Annotated in this window: 16 protein-coding genes; 11 read left to right on the top strand and 5 right to left on the bottom strand. The window is 35.9% G+C overall.

Annotation, left to right across the window (positions count from 1 at the left end; all coding sequences use genetic code 11):
- Positions 1-24 precede the first annotated feature (24 nt).
- The 4 genes from D1J36_RS08390 to D1J36_RS08375 are packed head-to-tail and all read left to right on the top strand — an operon-like array spanning position 25 to position 3,975.
- Positions 25-915, top strand: coding sequence for a UbiA prenyltransferase family protein (locus D1J36_RS08390; RefSeq protein ID WP_154136731.1), 891 nt, complete (start codon positions 25-27; stop codon positions 913-915).
- Positions 915-2,222: an FAD-binding oxidoreductase gene (locus D1J36_RS08385; protein ID WP_154136730.1), complete on the top strand. Its 1,308-nt coding sequence runs from the start codon at positions 915-917 to the stop codon at positions 2,220-2,222. The genes D1J36_RS08390 and D1J36_RS08385 overlap by 1 nt, the downstream gene beginning before the upstream one ends.
- Before the next feature lie 12 nt (positions 2,223-2,234).
- A complete protein-coding gene (locus D1J36_RS08380; RefSeq protein ID WP_154136729.1) occupies positions 2,235-3,194 on the top strand; it encodes a GSCFA domain-containing protein in 960 nt (319 codons plus the stop codon).
- 13 nt (positions 3,195-3,207) lie between these two features.
- Complete coding sequence (locus tag D1J36_RS08375) at positions 3,208-3,975, top strand: TatD family hydrolase (protein ID WP_154136728.1); 768 nt, start codon at positions 3,208-3,210, stop codon at positions 3,973-3,975.
- Between the two features lie 23 nt (positions 3,976-3,998).
- On the opposite strand, the gene obgE is transcribed toward D1J36_RS08375, so the two are convergent.
- The 4 genes from obgE to D1J36_RS08355 form a co-directional block, all read right to left on the bottom strand.
- On the bottom strand, positions 3,999-4,982 hold the full coding sequence (gene obgE, locus D1J36_RS08370; RefSeq protein WP_107046446.1) for a GTPase ObgE: 984 nt from the start codon (positions 4,980-4,982) through the stop codon (positions 3,999-4,001).
- A 99-nt stretch (positions 4,983-5,081) separates the two neighbouring features.
- On the bottom strand, positions 5,082-5,663 hold the full coding sequence (locus D1J36_RS08365; RefSeq protein ID WP_004919201.1) for an adenylate kinase: 582 nt from the start codon (positions 5,661-5,663) through the stop codon (positions 5,082-5,084).
- Between the two features lie 67 nt (positions 5,664-5,730).
- Positions 5,731-6,288, bottom strand: a complete 558-nt coding sequence (gene hpt / locus D1J36_RS08360; RefSeq protein WP_014938889.1) for a hypoxanthine phosphoribosyltransferase — start codon at positions 6,286-6,288, stop codon at positions 5,731-5,733.
- A gap of 50 nt (positions 6,289-6,338) precedes the next feature.
- Positions 6,339-7,355 carry a hypothetical protein gene (locus D1J36_RS08355; RefSeq protein ID WP_154136727.1) on the bottom strand — a complete coding sequence of 339 codons (1,017 nt, stop codon included), beginning with the start codon at positions 7,353-7,355 and terminating at the stop codon, positions 6,339-6,341.
- Between the two features lie 136 nt (positions 7,356-7,491).
- Here D1J36_RS08355 and D1J36_RS08350 point away from each other — a divergent pair, with 136 nt between their 5' ends.
- The 7 genes from D1J36_RS08350 (at position 7,492) to D1J36_RS08320 (ending at position 13,760) form a co-directional block, all read left to right on the top strand.
- On the top strand, positions 7,492-8,304 hold the full coding sequence (locus D1J36_RS08350; protein ID WP_154136726.1) for a CPBP family intramembrane glutamic endopeptidase: 813 nt from the start codon (positions 7,492-7,494) through the stop codon (positions 8,302-8,304).
- Between the two features lie 14 nt (positions 8,305-8,318).
- Positions 8,319-8,894: an RdgB/HAM1 family non-canonical purine NTP pyrophosphatase gene (rdgB, locus tag D1J36_RS08345; RefSeq protein ID WP_154136725.1), complete on the top strand. Its 576-nt coding sequence runs from the start codon at positions 8,319-8,321 to the stop codon at positions 8,892-8,894.
- 13 nt (positions 8,895-8,907) lie between these two features.
- The gene (locus D1J36_RS08340; RefSeq protein ID WP_252339384.1) at positions 8,908-9,822 is read left to right on the top strand and encodes a ribonuclease Z; all 915 of its coding nucleotides are present in this window, start codon (positions 8,908-8,910) and stop codon (positions 9,820-9,822) included.
- Positions 9,822-10,592 carry a TIGR02757 family protein gene (locus D1J36_RS08335; protein WP_154136724.1) on the top strand — a complete coding sequence of 257 codons (771 nt, stop codon included), beginning with the start codon at positions 9,822-9,824 and terminating at the stop codon, positions 10,590-10,592. The genes D1J36_RS08340 and D1J36_RS08335 overlap by 1 nt, the downstream gene beginning before the upstream one ends.
- A gap of 593 nt (positions 10,593-11,185) precedes the next feature.
- A complete protein-coding gene (locus D1J36_RS08330; RefSeq protein ID WP_252339383.1) occupies positions 11,186-11,839 on the top strand; it encodes a hypothetical protein in 654 nt (217 codons plus the stop codon).
- Between the two features lie 12 nt (positions 11,840-11,851).
- Positions 11,852-13,012, top strand: coding sequence for a hypothetical protein (locus D1J36_RS08325; protein ID WP_252339382.1), 1,161 nt, complete (start codon positions 11,852-11,854; stop codon positions 13,010-13,012).
- A 28-nt stretch (positions 13,013-13,040) separates the two neighbouring features.
- Entirely contained in the window at positions 13,041-13,760 is a 720-nt protein-coding gene (locus D1J36_RS08320; protein WP_154138196.1) for a DNA-binding domain-containing protein, read from the top strand.
- A 176-nt stretch (positions 13,761-13,936) separates the two neighbouring features.
- Here D1J36_RS08320 and D1J36_RS08315 read toward each other — a convergent pair whose 3' ends face one another.
- The gene (locus tag D1J36_RS08315; RefSeq protein ID WP_154138195.1) at positions 13,937-14,539 is read right to left on the bottom strand and encodes a hypothetical protein; all 603 of its coding nucleotides are present in this window, start codon (positions 14,537-14,539) and stop codon (positions 13,937-13,939) included.
- Positions 14,540-14,725: the final 186 nt, after the last annotated feature.

Below are 14,725 nucleotides of genomic sequence, written 5' to 3'. Positions count from 1 at the left end.
TTATCTTTGTGCTTTGCAAAACTTATGAAGAAATATTTTAATCTACTTAGAGTAGAGCAATGGGTAAAAAATCTTTTTATATTCGTTCCTCTCCTATTTTCAGGTAAAATACTTGAGGTTGATTTATTTTATCTTAGTTTTTTTGCGTTTCTTATTTTTTCACTTACTGCAAGTAGTATCTATATCATCAACGATTATATGGATATAGATTCTGACAGACAGCACCCTGAGAAAAAAAACAGACCTCTAGCCAGTGGAGCAATTTCAAAAACCACTGCACAAATACTTTTTGGTGGACTTGTTTTATCAATATTGGGTGGTTTATGGATAGGACTTTCGGTATTTAATATTGGTAATATATGGAAGTTTGGAAGTATAATTTTATTCTATTTCGTAATGAATTTGGCGTATACCTTCAAACTCAAACATATTGCTATTTTAGATATAACTATTATTGCAATTGGTTTTGTACTTAGAGTATTAGCAGGAGGCTATATTACAGGACTTATCATTACTCAGTGGGCGATTTTACTCACTTTTGTGCTTGCTTTAGTTCTTGCGATTGGGAAAAGAAGAGGCGAATTAGTAAATGCTCAACTAACAGGTAAAACTAGAAAAGCATTAGACGGCTATAACATTCAGTTTGCAGATATTGCACTTTCTATTAGCTGTGCTTTGGCCATCGTTTGTTATCTTATGTTTACTTTATCTCCAGAAGTACAGGCTAGGTTTCATCCTAGAGTTTTCTATACGGTGGTTTTTGTCTTGTTTGCGTTTTTAAGATATTTACAGCAAACTCTAGTCTATAATCGAACTGAATCTCCAACAAAAATAGTCTATAAAGACAGATACATACAAATTACATTGGTATTATGGATTGTTGTTTTTCTTTACCAAATTTACGCTAAACAATAATGAAAAATCATATACAAAAAGTCTCTAATTGGGGGAATTTCCCCATTGTTGAAAAGGAAATAGTTACAGACGATAATCTTGAAAAAATTAAAGATTTTGTTAAAAATCGTCCCGAAGTCATCGCTAGAGGAAATGGCAGATGTTATGGAGACGCTTCTTTAGGGGAACACATTTTCTCAACCAAAAGACTCAACAAATTTATTAGTTTTGATAGACTTAACGGAATTATTGAGTGCGAAGCAGGTGTTCTTCTTTCTGATGTTTTAGAAGTTATTGTACCACAAGGTTACTTTTTGTATGTAACTCCAGGTACTAAATACATTAGCATTGGAGGAGCCATAGCTTCCGATATACACGGCAAAAACCATCATTCAGAAGGTTGTTTTTCAGAATATGTTTTAGAATTTAAACTACTGAATGCCAACGCTCAAATAATCACCTGCTCTAGAACTCAAAACACAGACCTATTTTGGGCAACCATTGGCGGAATGGGACTTACAGGTATTATTTTATCTGCAAAATTTCAGCTTAAAAATATAGATACGGCTTATATCCGACAAGAAAGCATCAAAGCAAAAAACCTAGACGAAATCTTTCAACTATTTGAAGAAAGTGAAGATTGGACTTACACCGTAGCGTGGATAGATTGTTTACAGAAAGGAGATGACATTGGTAAATCTATACTTATGAGAGGAGAACACGCTCTAAAAGATGAACTTGCTTCTAAGCTAGCTAAAAATCCTTTAGTTCTAAAGCCTAAATTAAAACCAAGTGTTCCTTTTTATTTTCCAAATTTTATTCTAAACCAATGGACTGTAAAGATCTTCAATTGGCTTTATTACAAAAAACAGTCTAAAAAAATCGTCAAAAATATCATTGATTATGAAACCTTTTTCTACCCTTTAGATGTCATCAATGATTGGAATAAAATCTATGGTAAAAATGGTTTTATACAATACCAAATGGTAATTCCGAAAGACAAAGGCAAAGAAGGTATGGAACGAATTTTAAAAACCATTGCTCATAGTGGTAATGGCTCTTTTTTAGCGGTACTAAAGTTATTTGGAAAGAATAATCCAAACGCATACAATTCCTTCCCTTTTGAAGGTTATACTCTAGCACTCGATTTTAAAGTGAATAAAAAGCTCAAAAAACTCGTTGAAGATTTAGACCAAATTGTATTGGATTTGGGTGGCAGAATTTACCTTACCAAAGATAGTATGAGTAATCCTCAACTGACTAACTATCTCAAAAATGTAGATAATCATAAATTTAGGTCTTTACAAAGAAAAAGAATTACGAATTAAAATCTTACTAAATTGAAATTCAGAACCGAAGTTAATCTTACGCCTTCCTCAAAAAAAATAGAAATTACAGATCAAGTTTTTTCTATCGGCTCTTGCTTTGCTTCGGAAATGAGTAACCGACTGTCAGAAGGACAAATAAGATGTTTGAATAATCCTTTTGGGACGCTATTTAATCCTTTTTCTATTGCTAATGCTTTAGAAAGAATCGTTCATTCTGAATATTATCACGAGAAAGATTTGGTTAATCATCGTGGCTATTACCTTTCGTTAGACCATCATACCTCGTTTGACGGTGTTTCTGAAACCACTACTTTAGATAAAATAAACACAGAGCTAGCCAATGCTCATTTATTTTTAAAAAACACTTCTTGGGTTATTATCACTTTAGGAACTTCATTTATTTATGAGTACCTTCCTACAGGGCAAAAGGTGGCTAATTGCCACAAGATGCCAAACACTCTTTTTAATAAAAGAATGCTCTCTGATGAAGAAGTACAAACCCACATCAAAAAAGCGATAGAACTCATCAATCAACACAGTCTTAATACCGTAAATATTTTATTTACAGTCTCTCCTGTAAGGCATACTAAAGATGGTATAGTTGAAAATCAGCTTAGCAAATCAAAGCTCATCAATGCATTACATCAAGTGGTGGCAATGTATCCAAATGCTCATTACTTACCTATTTATGAGATTTTAATGGACGATTTAAGAGATTACAGATTTTACAAATCAGACCTAATCCATCCTAACGAACAAGCCATAGATTACATCTTTGATAAATTTATAAAAGCCTACTGCACGGAAGACACACAAAAATTTATCATTGATAATCAGAAAATTATTTCGGCTTTAAGGCATCGCCCAACCCATACCGAACACCCTGATTATCTAAAGTTTACAGATAATCTCAAACAAAAAATACAAGAGCAACAAGCCAAAGTTAATTTTAAAATTTTTTCAAACTTCTAACTTTCAATTATTTATGATAGACACACATACTCATTTATATTCAGAGGAATTTGATGAAGATAGACATTTAATGATACAAAGGGCATTAGATAAAGGAGTTACTCATTTTTTTCTACCAGCTATCAATTCTGAATATCACGAAAAAATGCTCCATCTAGAAGCTGAATATCCTAACCAGATATCAGCAATGATGGGTTTACACCCAACTTATATAAATCCTGAAACTTACAACCAAGAAATAAAATTGGTAAAAGATTATTTGGAACAAAGGGACTTTTGTGCTATCGGAGAGATTGGGATAGACCTCTATTGGGATAAAAGCCATCTAGAACTGCAAAAAGAAGCCTTTAGACTACAGATAGATTGGGCAATAGAAAAAGACCTGCCTATCGTGATACATTCTAGAGAAAGTTTTGATGAAACTTTTGAGGTTTTAGAAGAAAAAAGACACCCTAAATTAAGAGGTATTTTCCATTGTTTTACGGGAACATTAGAACACGCTAAACAAGCCATAGACCTCAATTTTAGTTTAGGAATAGGCGGTGTGGTTACTTTTAAAAATGGCAAAATAGACCAATTCTTAAATGAAATACCTTTAGAACACATCGTTTTAGAAACCGACTCGCCTTACCTAGCACCTGTACCTTACAGAGGAAAACGAAACGAATCTGCCTATCTAGAACAAATCATCGGTAAACTAGTAGATATTTACCAAATACCTATCAACGAAATAGATAGGACAACCACTAACAATGCTAAGCAAATTTTTGGACTAGCTTAAATAAAAAAACACGGGTAGAAAATCTATCCGTGTAATTTTTTCCATATTGCATCTTTAAGTTCTGTAAGCCCTTCTCCTGTAACTCCAGAAATAAACAAGGGTTGTCTGTTTTCAGGAAACTTAGCTGCAACTTCTTTCTTGAGTTCTTCGTCTAACAAATCAGACTTTGAAATGGAAATGATAAAATCTTTATCTAGTAACTCAGGATTGTATTCTTTAAGTTCGTTTTCAAGTATTTTAAACTCTTGGAAATAATCTTCCGCATCCGCAGGAATTAAGAAAAGAAGAATTGAGTTTCGCTCTATATGCCTTAAAAAACGATGTCCTAGCCCTTTACCTTCAGCAGCTCCTTCTATAATACCTGGTATATCTGCCATCACAAAAGACTTGTAATTACGATAATCTACAATACCCAAGTTAGGCGTAAGTGTTGTAAAAGCATAATCGGCAATTTTAGGCTTAGCCGCAGATACCGCAGATAACAATGTAGATTTACCTGCGTTAGGGAACCCCACCAAACCTACATCTGCTAATACTTTTAGCTCAAACACGATATACCCTTCTTCCCCAGGAAGCCCTGGCTGTGCATAACGAGGCGTTTGGTTGGTAGCAGATTTAAAATGCTCATTTCCTAAACCACCCTTACCGCCTTGCATTAAGATAATCTCTTGCCCATCTTCTAAAATTTCGCCTATGATTTCTCCCTCTTCATTTTTAGCGATAGTACCAATGGGCACCTCTATATAAACATCTTCCCCATAACGACCTGTCAACTGATTTTTACCACCTGGCTGACCGTTTTCTGCCTTAACATGCCTTGTATAACGCAATGGTAATAAAGTCCATTCGTGTGCATTTCCTTTCATAATGATATGACCACCACGCCCACCATCTCCACCATCAGGACCGCCTTTAGGAATGTATTTTTCCCTTCTGAGGTGGGCTGACCCAGCACCTCCGTGCCCAGACTTACAATGGATTTTTACATAATCTACAAAATTTGACATATCTTATTTAATTAAATGCTTATTACACGATATAAAAACAACCAAAAAACCATCAAAGCTTAAAACTCTGACAGTTTCTTGATTATCATTCTATTGTTATTATTTTAAAATTTTCTCTACTTCTGAGAAAAGTTTTTCTGCAATTTCGGAAATTTCGCCCACTCCATTTATCTCTACATATTTCCCTTGTTGCTTGTAAAGTTCTGCTACTTCGGCAGTTTTTGCATAGTATTCTTTAATTCTGTTTCTAATGATAGACTCATCTGCATCATCTGTTCTACCACTAGTTTCACCTCTCTTAAGAAGTCTTTGCACCAAAATTTCGTCCTCTACTACTAGCGATAAACAGATGCTTATCTCCTCATTAAGTTCGTCTTTTACAATCTTTTCTAAGGCTTCTGTCTGTGCTGCTGTTCTAGGGAAACCATCAAATATAAACCCTTTGGTATCCGTAGGTTTTCTAACCTCATCTATCAGCATATCTATGGTAACTTGGTCTGGAACCAGCTCTCCTTTATCTATATAAGATTTTGCCAATTTCCCTAGCTCGGTATCGTTTTTCATGTTATAACGGAACAAATCTCCTGTAGATATTTGTTTCAAATTGAACTTTTCAATCAGATTTTGAGCTTGAGTACCCTTACCACTTCCCGGAGGACCAAATAATACAATGTTAATCATCTTTACTTCTAATTTTTAGTATATCTAAAATCGCTAAAACACGATTTATCAATGTTAATTTTCTTTGTTAATGGTTAATTCTACCTTCTTCTAATTGGTATAAATCTGGTAAATTTCTTCCTAATTCATCATAGTCTAAACCGTAGCCTAACACAAATTTATTAGGGATTTCTTTTGCCACATAGTCTATGGTAAAGTCTTTCTTAAACACTTCTGGTTTTAATAAAAGAGAAGCTACTCTAAGCGACTTAGGGCGGTGCGTATTTTTAAAATATTCAAAAAGACTTTCTATGGTATTTCCAGTATCTACAATATCTTCCATAAGGATAATATGACGCCCTTCTACCTCTTTAGTAAGTTCCATTTTAGTGTAAACAATCCCCGTAGATTGTAACCCTCCGTGATAAGAGCTTACCTGAACAAAGGCTACCTCACACTTCCCTGGGTAGTGTTTTAAAAAGTCTGAGAAAAACATAATTACCCCATTAAGTACTCCTACAAATACAGGAGTTTCGTCTTTATAATCTTCGTAAACTTTTAGAGCTAATGCCTTTATGTAAGTTTGTATTTCTTCGTTCTTTAAATAAGGAACAAAAGTTTTGTCGTGAATTTTTACTTTTTCCATTGTCTTTCCAAAATGCAAATTTAAGAAATTTTTAGTGGTTCATCTTTGTATCACTTGTGTTTTTTTGGGTTTATAGCACTTTCTATTAAGTTTTCAGTAATTTCTAATGCTTTTTGTTTTGAAATACTCTTTACCTCTCTAATGTTTTGAGAGTTTAATACTTCTTCTATATTTTTAGAAAAAACAATCTTTTTACTGTACTTCATCGCATCACCATTATTACCACTTACCTTCGTTTTACCGTAATATTCTGCAATGTTAAAAAAATGTGTTTTCTGCTGTATGGGGGCCCAAATAAGACTGGCCTTTAGTAAATACTCATCAAACAATTCTTGTGGTACTTTCTCTGTAAAGTAGGTTACTTTCAGATTATTTAATTTTTTCTGTTCTAAACTCTTAAGCCAACCTAACTCCTCTCCCATTGCTTTTCCTAAGAAAACTACTTCAGTAGGTTCGTTAAAGTGTTGATTACTTAGGCTTTCCACTACCGCTTTGTAATCTCTTCGTTTTTGTGATACAATCCCTGGAATAACCAATGTTAAACCCTTATTATTAGAAAGCTCCTGCTGATATTCTGTATAAAAAAGCAGAATATGCTTGTATCTAGAAGAAACTAAGTCTTCCGACAACACCCAACAGCTTACCGAATTTTGGTAAACGCTATTTTTCAGCATCAGCCCTTCCTTTAAAAGGAGTTTTAGCCTATAAACGAAATCTTCTTTCAATAAGACTTTTAGTAAGTCTGTATTACTCGCTTTAATGAAATTGAGATTATGGCAAATAATGGCGGTCTTATAGTTTTTAACTATTTTATCAAAGGTATTAAAATAACGGTGTACCGTCCCAACCACCACCAAATCATACTCTTTAGCTGATAATAACTTAAGTATGGTATTAGGACTTGCCTCTATAGTGTTAGGCGTATTTTCACCCAACAACTTCTTTATTTTATTAGAAAAAAAATAATCTACCTCTACCCTGCTAGATGCCTCCATCAATGCTTTAAAATTAAGAGCTATTTCTGCATGAGTGTCTAGCTCCACATAAGCTATTTTATATTTAGTCATTACCTTTTACTCTAGATTCTCTCTCTTTATCACCCAACAAATATATAAAAATAGCCTAAGCCAAAACGGAATATTTAGGTGTTTTGATTCTAAATCCATTATCTTTGCGAAATCCAAACCTATTTATATTTAATAGATGAATCAAAAATTCAAATTGGGGCTTGACGGCATTGCTGTACTTATAGGGAGCTACATCGTTGCTTCGCTTATACTCGCTGTGTACACTATCGCTAATGTCTTTATTTTAAAGGAAGAGGTTGCTACTTCTATGGGGCTGAATTTAATTTCATTTGTACTTTCATTGGGGCTACCTATTGCAGCGTTTGATATTTTTATTGTAAGACCACAGACCAAAAAACCGCTCCGCTTAGGTGTAGGCAATGTAACGGCTTCTAATGTTCTTTTATCTCTAATGATGATGGTAGGTATGGTACTGATGGCAGAAGTCCTTACTTCTTTTATCCCAACGGAAGGCGGCATATTAGGAGAGCTTTACAATACTTTTATGGGAGTTTTTAAAGGAATGCTTAACGATAAGGTAGGACTTGCCATTATGGTAGTGTGCCTTGCTCCTCTATTAGAAGAGGTTTTATTTAGAGGTATTATACAAGGTGGACTTACCAACAAAGGCGTTGCTCCTAAGAAAGCCATTGTTATCTCTGCTTTAGTGTTTGGTATTGTACACGCCAATCCTTGGCAATTTGTGGGCGCGTTTTTATTGGGGTTGGTATTGGGATTAGTTTATTTCAAAACCAAATCTATTGTAATCCCTATTTTACTACACGCTTTTAACAATTTCATCTCTTATCTGATGCTAGTCTATGCCGATACAGAACACTCTTATGAACTCCTAGGCATCAACAAAATAGTGTCTTTTATTATAGGCATGGTTATCTTCGGAGTTGCCTATTATCTATTTATGCATAGAAAAACCCATTTTACTAAATAGAAAACAATACTCTAATGAAAAAAGAAATCTTAATAGCGACACACAATCAACATAAAAAAGAGGAAATCCAACAAATCTTAGGTGATGGCTTCCTAGTAAAAAGCCTTTCCGATTATCAACTTAATGATGAAATCGTGGAAGACGGCAACACTTTTGAGGAAAACGCATTTATTAAAGCCTCTTATTGTTTCCAAAAAACAGGCATTCCAAGTTTGGGTGATGATAGTGGACTTGTAGTAGATGCCTTAGACGGAAGACCGGGGATTTACTCGGCGAGATATGCTGGCAACCACGACTTTAAAGCCAATATTGCTAAAGTTTTAGAAGAAATGCAAGGCAAAACCAATAGAGCAGCTCATTTCATTACTGTATTATGTTTGGTAGATGAAAACGGTACTTCCTATTTTGAAGGCAAAGTACATGGGCATCTACTAGAGGAAGACCGAGGACACCAAGGCTTTGGCTACGACCCTATCTTTGTACCTAACGGCTACGAAACCACCTTTGCCGAAATGGCTCCAGAGGAAAAGAACGCCATTAGCCATAGAAAAAATGCCTTAGACCAGTTTTTAACCACCATTACCCAATAAATTTCATCTAGCAGTGAGTGTACATTTAACCATATTAGGCTTCAATTCTGCAATTCCTACCGTAAACTCGTCTACCACCTCTCAGCTTTTAGAGGTACAAGAACGCTACTTCTTAATCGATTGTGGCGAAGGGACACAAGTACAGCTAAGAAGGGCTAAAGCCAAGTTTTCTAAAATCAATCATATATTTATCTCTCACCTACACGGCGACCATTGTTTTGGCTTACCAGGGCTTATTGCGTCGTTTCGTTTGTTGGGGAGAGAAACATCTCTGCATATCTATGGTCCGAAGGGAATCCAAGAGATGCTAGAAACTATTTTTAGAATTACAGAAACCCAAAGGGGATTTGAAGTGATTTACCACGAGCTAGAAGGCAATCAGTCGGTAAAAATCTACGAAGACCACAAAGTGGAAGTCTTTACCATTCCGCTCAACCACAGGATTTACTGCAATGGCTACCTCTTTAGAGAAAAACCAAAGGAACGCCACTTGAATATGGAGGAAATCAGCAAATATCCTGAAATAGAAACTTGCGACTACCACAACCTTAAAAAAGGAAAAGACTTTACGCTCTCCGATGGTTTTGTACTCAAAAATGAGGTGCTTACCACCCCACCACAACCTTCCGTGTCTTATGCTTTTTGTAGTGATACCCGCTATTTGGAAAGCATCGTCCCAATTATCAAAGGTGTAGATGTACTCTACCACGAGGCAACTTTCTTACACGATTTAAAGGAAATGGCAGACTATACAGGGCATACTACCGCCCTAGAAGCGGCTACTATTGCCCAAAAAGCAGGGGTTAAAAAACTCATTTTAGGACACTTCTCTAACCGCTATGCCGACTTAAATGTCTTTACTGATGAGGCAAGAACCGTATTCCCTAATACCTTTCTACCCAAAATGCTAGAAACCATAAAAATATAATGGATTCCAACGAGTTAAAAGACTTCCTAAACGAGAAGGCAGACCTATACAACCACCCCAATTTTATAGAGCAAGACCCTATACAAATACCGCATAGTTTTTCTCTAAAGCAGGATATTGAAATCTCGGGGTTTATAGCAGCTACCATTGCTTGGGGCAACCGAAAATCTATTATCAAAAGTGCCAACCATATTATGGAGCTTATGGGACAGTCGCCATTAGATTTTGTGCTGAACCATACCGATAAAGATTTAGACAAGATAGGCACTAGAGCCATACACCGCACTTTTAACTCGGAAGATTTAATCTATTTTATCCAAAGATTTAGGCATCTCTACCAAAACCACTCGTCTATGGAAGAGCTACTACTCCCCCAAGACGGCGAAACCAATTTCTACCACGCACTAGAACGCTTTAGAAATGCTTTTCTAGATACCACCACCCAGCACCGTAGCCACAAGCACATCAGTTCTACCTACAAGAAATCTGCGGCTAAACGGCTGATGATGTTTTTAAGATGGATGGTAAGAAAGGACAACAAAGGCGTAGATTTTGGCATTTGGGAACAGCTAGACCCTGCCCTACTGTCTATCCCACTAGATGTGCACACGGGCAACATCGCAAGGCAGCTCCAACTGATTACAAGAACCCAAAACGATTGGAAAACTGTGGAAGAACTAGACCACACCATTAGAAAATGGGACGCCAAAGACCCCGCAAAGTACGATTTTGCTCTCTTTGGACTGGGCGTTTCTGGAGAGTTTAAATAAGTAAATTTTATTTTTTAGCCACTAAAATTTGCATACTTCCGCAAAAGGTAATAAGTTTGCTTCAGTTTTATGACACACGATACCAATTACATACAAACAAGTATAAAAAAGTTACAAGATTATTTGGCTATCTCAAATAATTTCGTAAACACACACACACACACACAAAAATAGTTTCGTGGGTATGCGTCGTATTATCTAGAAAATTACTTCAACTTTTATCGTTAATTATAAATATAATTCCACCAACTTTCGTTGGCGGATTTTCGTATTTACACCATTCTAAATCTAGCTTTCATAAATATAGGCTAAAAGCACCATTGTTTTGTCTTATAACATGGTCGTTTTTGTTAGGTGCTTTTAGCGTTCAGAGAGGGAGTTTTTACTTCCTTTCTGCTTTAGCCTTTCCTCTCGTTTTGTGTGTGTTTAGAGGGGAAAGGCGTTTTTTAAGGGTAGAGGTGAGATATGAGAGGTTAGAGCTTAGTATCTCCTCAACCTTTAAGTCTAGAATACAATCTCTAAAATCTAAAATCCAATATCTAACCTCTATAATCTTAAACAATTAAATATCAACAATTTTAAAATTAAACATTATGAAAACAAAGACTACAAAATTAAGTGTGTTAGCCTTTTTAGGTCTAAGTCTAATAGCTTACGGACAAACCGATGGTAAAGTGGGGATTAACACCTCATCTCCCAATGCTACTTTAGAGATAAAACCCAATACAACTAACTTATTAGACGCAACTAACGAGGGTATTATTGTGCCTAAACTGTCTAAAACAAGAGTCGCTAAAATGCCTTCCCCTCAAGAGGGAACATTAGTCTATGTAGTAGATGATGCCAATGCAGAAGATGGAGGTGGCACAATAGCGTCTTACACTGGTACCGATGTTAGAGTAACAGATATTACAGAAAAGGGCTATTACTTTTATAATGGGACTAAATGGGTTAGACCAGCCACTGCCACAGAAACAAAATCTTTCACACGAAATTACAGGGAAGACGATACCCCTATTCCAACTATAAAAGATGACGATTATTTTGTCTATTTAACTAATCCTAGTAGTTTAACTTTACCTGCTCCTACTGCAGATAATAAAGGAAGAATGTTATGTTTCTTTAGCCCTGAAAATGATGTTTCTATTTCCCCACAACCTATAGGGCAACAACAATCTTTAACAGCAGGTTACTCTTCTTGTTATATATCCACAGGAACAAAATGGCTCAATACAACAGGTCTTTAATTTTATATTATTATGAAAAAACAAATATTCATATTAGTGGCATTAAGTATCAATATTTTATCTTATGCTCAAATTAAGACGAACAAAACAGTATCTCAAAATGTAATTCCTAATCAGACTGCTTTTTTAGACGCTTCGTCCACCCCTCAATGGAATACCTCCACCAACATAGGAAAAGGGTTAGTTTTTCCGAGAACAGATTTAACCCAACTCAATACCTTAATTGCAACTCCAAATGGAGTTTCTTTAGCTTACCCTAACCGTTTAGACGGTATGATAGTATATAATACAGCAACGGGTAAATCTGCTATCGGTAATGTAGATGTTACCTCTGGGTTTTACTATTATGAAAATAAAAGCAACACGCTTAGTGGGGGTACTTGGAAGCCTCTAGGAGGAACCTCTCCAATAACTACCAATATCTATACTGCAGACGGCACACTAGCAGGTAACAGAACGGTAACTCTAGGGACTAATAATCTTTCGTTTATGGGAGATGGCAATGTAGGGATAGGCACCCAAAGCCCATCACAAAAACTAGAGGTCAACGGCAATGCCAAAATCAACCAAATGACTGATGCTACACCGCTAGAAAACGAATATACTAAAGCCGTAGTTGCAAAACCCGATGGTACTTTAGGAGTGGTAAGTAGAACTAATCCTACAATACCTAGTGGAGTAGAAATGATTTACGGTAACGCACCTATTGAAACGAATATTATGCCCAATGAAACTTTTTACTCTATACAACAAAATTCTGCACGTGGTTTACATTTACACCGATATTCAGGTCAATCTATTACCTTACCTCCGGGGAAATGGGCTATTTATTGTGCTTATTTAGTTACTGCCGCTCCTGCAGAAGTACTTTTGCCTACGGGAAGTTCTGTTTGGGTTAGAGCGAGTATAGATGAAACCATGCAAGAAGGTGCTTATAAAACAGCGGTTATACCCGGGTCGCCTACATTAATTTCGTGTTCTTTTAATTCGGGAGACTTATATCAAGTTGCTTCTGGTGTTTGGTTGGTAGACAATAATACCAATGCCGAAAAGACTTATTATGTAAAAATATCTTTACAACCTAATGGGTTGTTCAAAGACACTGATGCTCATAGGTTAGCTAATATGTCTAGATGGATGGAAGATTACATTTTTGCTTTAAAAAGAAACTAGTTTAACTATCTAAAAAAATATCAATATTATGAATACCTTAAAAGCGTGGTTGCGTCCCAACCTACTCACGAAAGATGACCCTAATGATTTTGTAGCCGTACCACTTCTAGGCGGTAGCCTTGGTATTACAGAAATCGTAGAAGCCCTCAAAAAAGAAGGTATGGAGATACAAACCGAAACGGCGGTGGATATTATCACTCGTTTTAATCGCAAAGCCTCAGAGCTAGTACTCAACGGTTATAGTGTAAATACAGGACTGGTGTATATGCGTCCTGCCATTAAAGGCGTATTTTACGACAAAACTTGGGATAAAGAAAAACACTCGGTGTATGTGAATGTAAACCAAGGTCTAGACCTTAGAAAGGCAGTAGCAGACACTAAAGTAGAAATCCTAGGCGAGCAATCCAGCCCAATGAGCGTGTTTAGCATTACCGACAAAGCCACAGGCAAAGCAGACGGCACACTTACCAAAGGCAAAAACGCAGAAATCAAAGGCACATTCATTAAAATAGACGGCAATGACCCTAAAAATGGCATCGTCTTTAAAAACCTAGACACTCAGCAAGAAGTGAAACTCTCAGCAGAGCATATTGTGCTTAATGAGCCGTCGAGGTTACTCATTCTCGTTCCTACAGATTTAGAAGCAGGAAATTATGAACTTAGCCTCACGACACAGTTCACCAAAGGCAACACGCTCCTCAAAGACCCTAGAACCGAAACTTTATCTACCCCTATCGTGATTGTATAGTAGCAGTTTTCAGCTAGGTTTTATAAAGCAACGCTTCGGTTGGCAAATTGCCAACCGAAGCGTTCTTTTTTACGCCTATGCGTTGCTTTACCCTGCAAAGCTGCATTGCCTTAGGCTGCACCTGTGCGTTGCTAGGTAAGGCAACTGGGTGGTGAATTTATATTATTTATTAGGTGTTAATTGTGTTTCTTTTTTAAATCGTCTTCCATTCTTTTTGCCATAAGTATGGAGTTAACCGACCATGCCAAAAAGTATCCTGTAAGAAGAGGAATAACTACGACAAACACCATTAAAATAATATCTCTTATACTCTCATGTTTAAACTGATTCAGAAATAATAACAAAGCAACTCCGGTTATGAGCAAAAATAAACCTATAGTCAGGACAATATTACCGAATATTTTTTCAAATTTACTAATTCTTATTTTAACCCCTTCTTCCTCAACCCGAAGATGAGATTTTGCAATCCTGATATGCTCCCATGTAGCTCCAGTAGCTTTTTTAAAATCAATATATTTTTTGATAGACTCTATATCAGCTCTTATTCCAGTGTTAATATAAAAGTTATTTTCTATCACTTTAGGTAAAATAAAATCATTATAATATTCTGGAGCATGTTTTTCAAAAAAGCTAATAACTTCTACTCCATCTATATTGTTGAAAAACTTTCTCCTACCATAAGCACTAAATAATTGAAATACGTGAGGTGAAAACAATACAGAAATTACACACACAATAATTGCGGATATAAATGGTAAATATTTTGAAATTTCTTCCATAATGTTAATGTTAATTTAGTTAATACTATTATTCATTTTAAAGTTCACCACCCACGCCTTTAAACTTTTCTACAAACGCCGTTATTTTCTGAAATACGCTTTTCTTTTTGGTGAGGTATTGTGGGTTTAGAGGACTCATCTTAGGTAATAGAATTGAGAGCCGTTACATATATTGTTTATAGTTTT

Source organism: Riemerella anatipestifer (assembly GCF_009670965.2).
Taxonomy (GTDB): domain Bacteria; phylum Bacteroidota; class Bacteroidia; order Flavobacteriales; family Weeksellaceae; genus Riemerella; species Riemerella anatipestifer_B.
The sequence above is the reverse complement of the archived record's forward strand: the minus strand, read 5'-3'. Positions and strand labels throughout refer to the sequence as shown.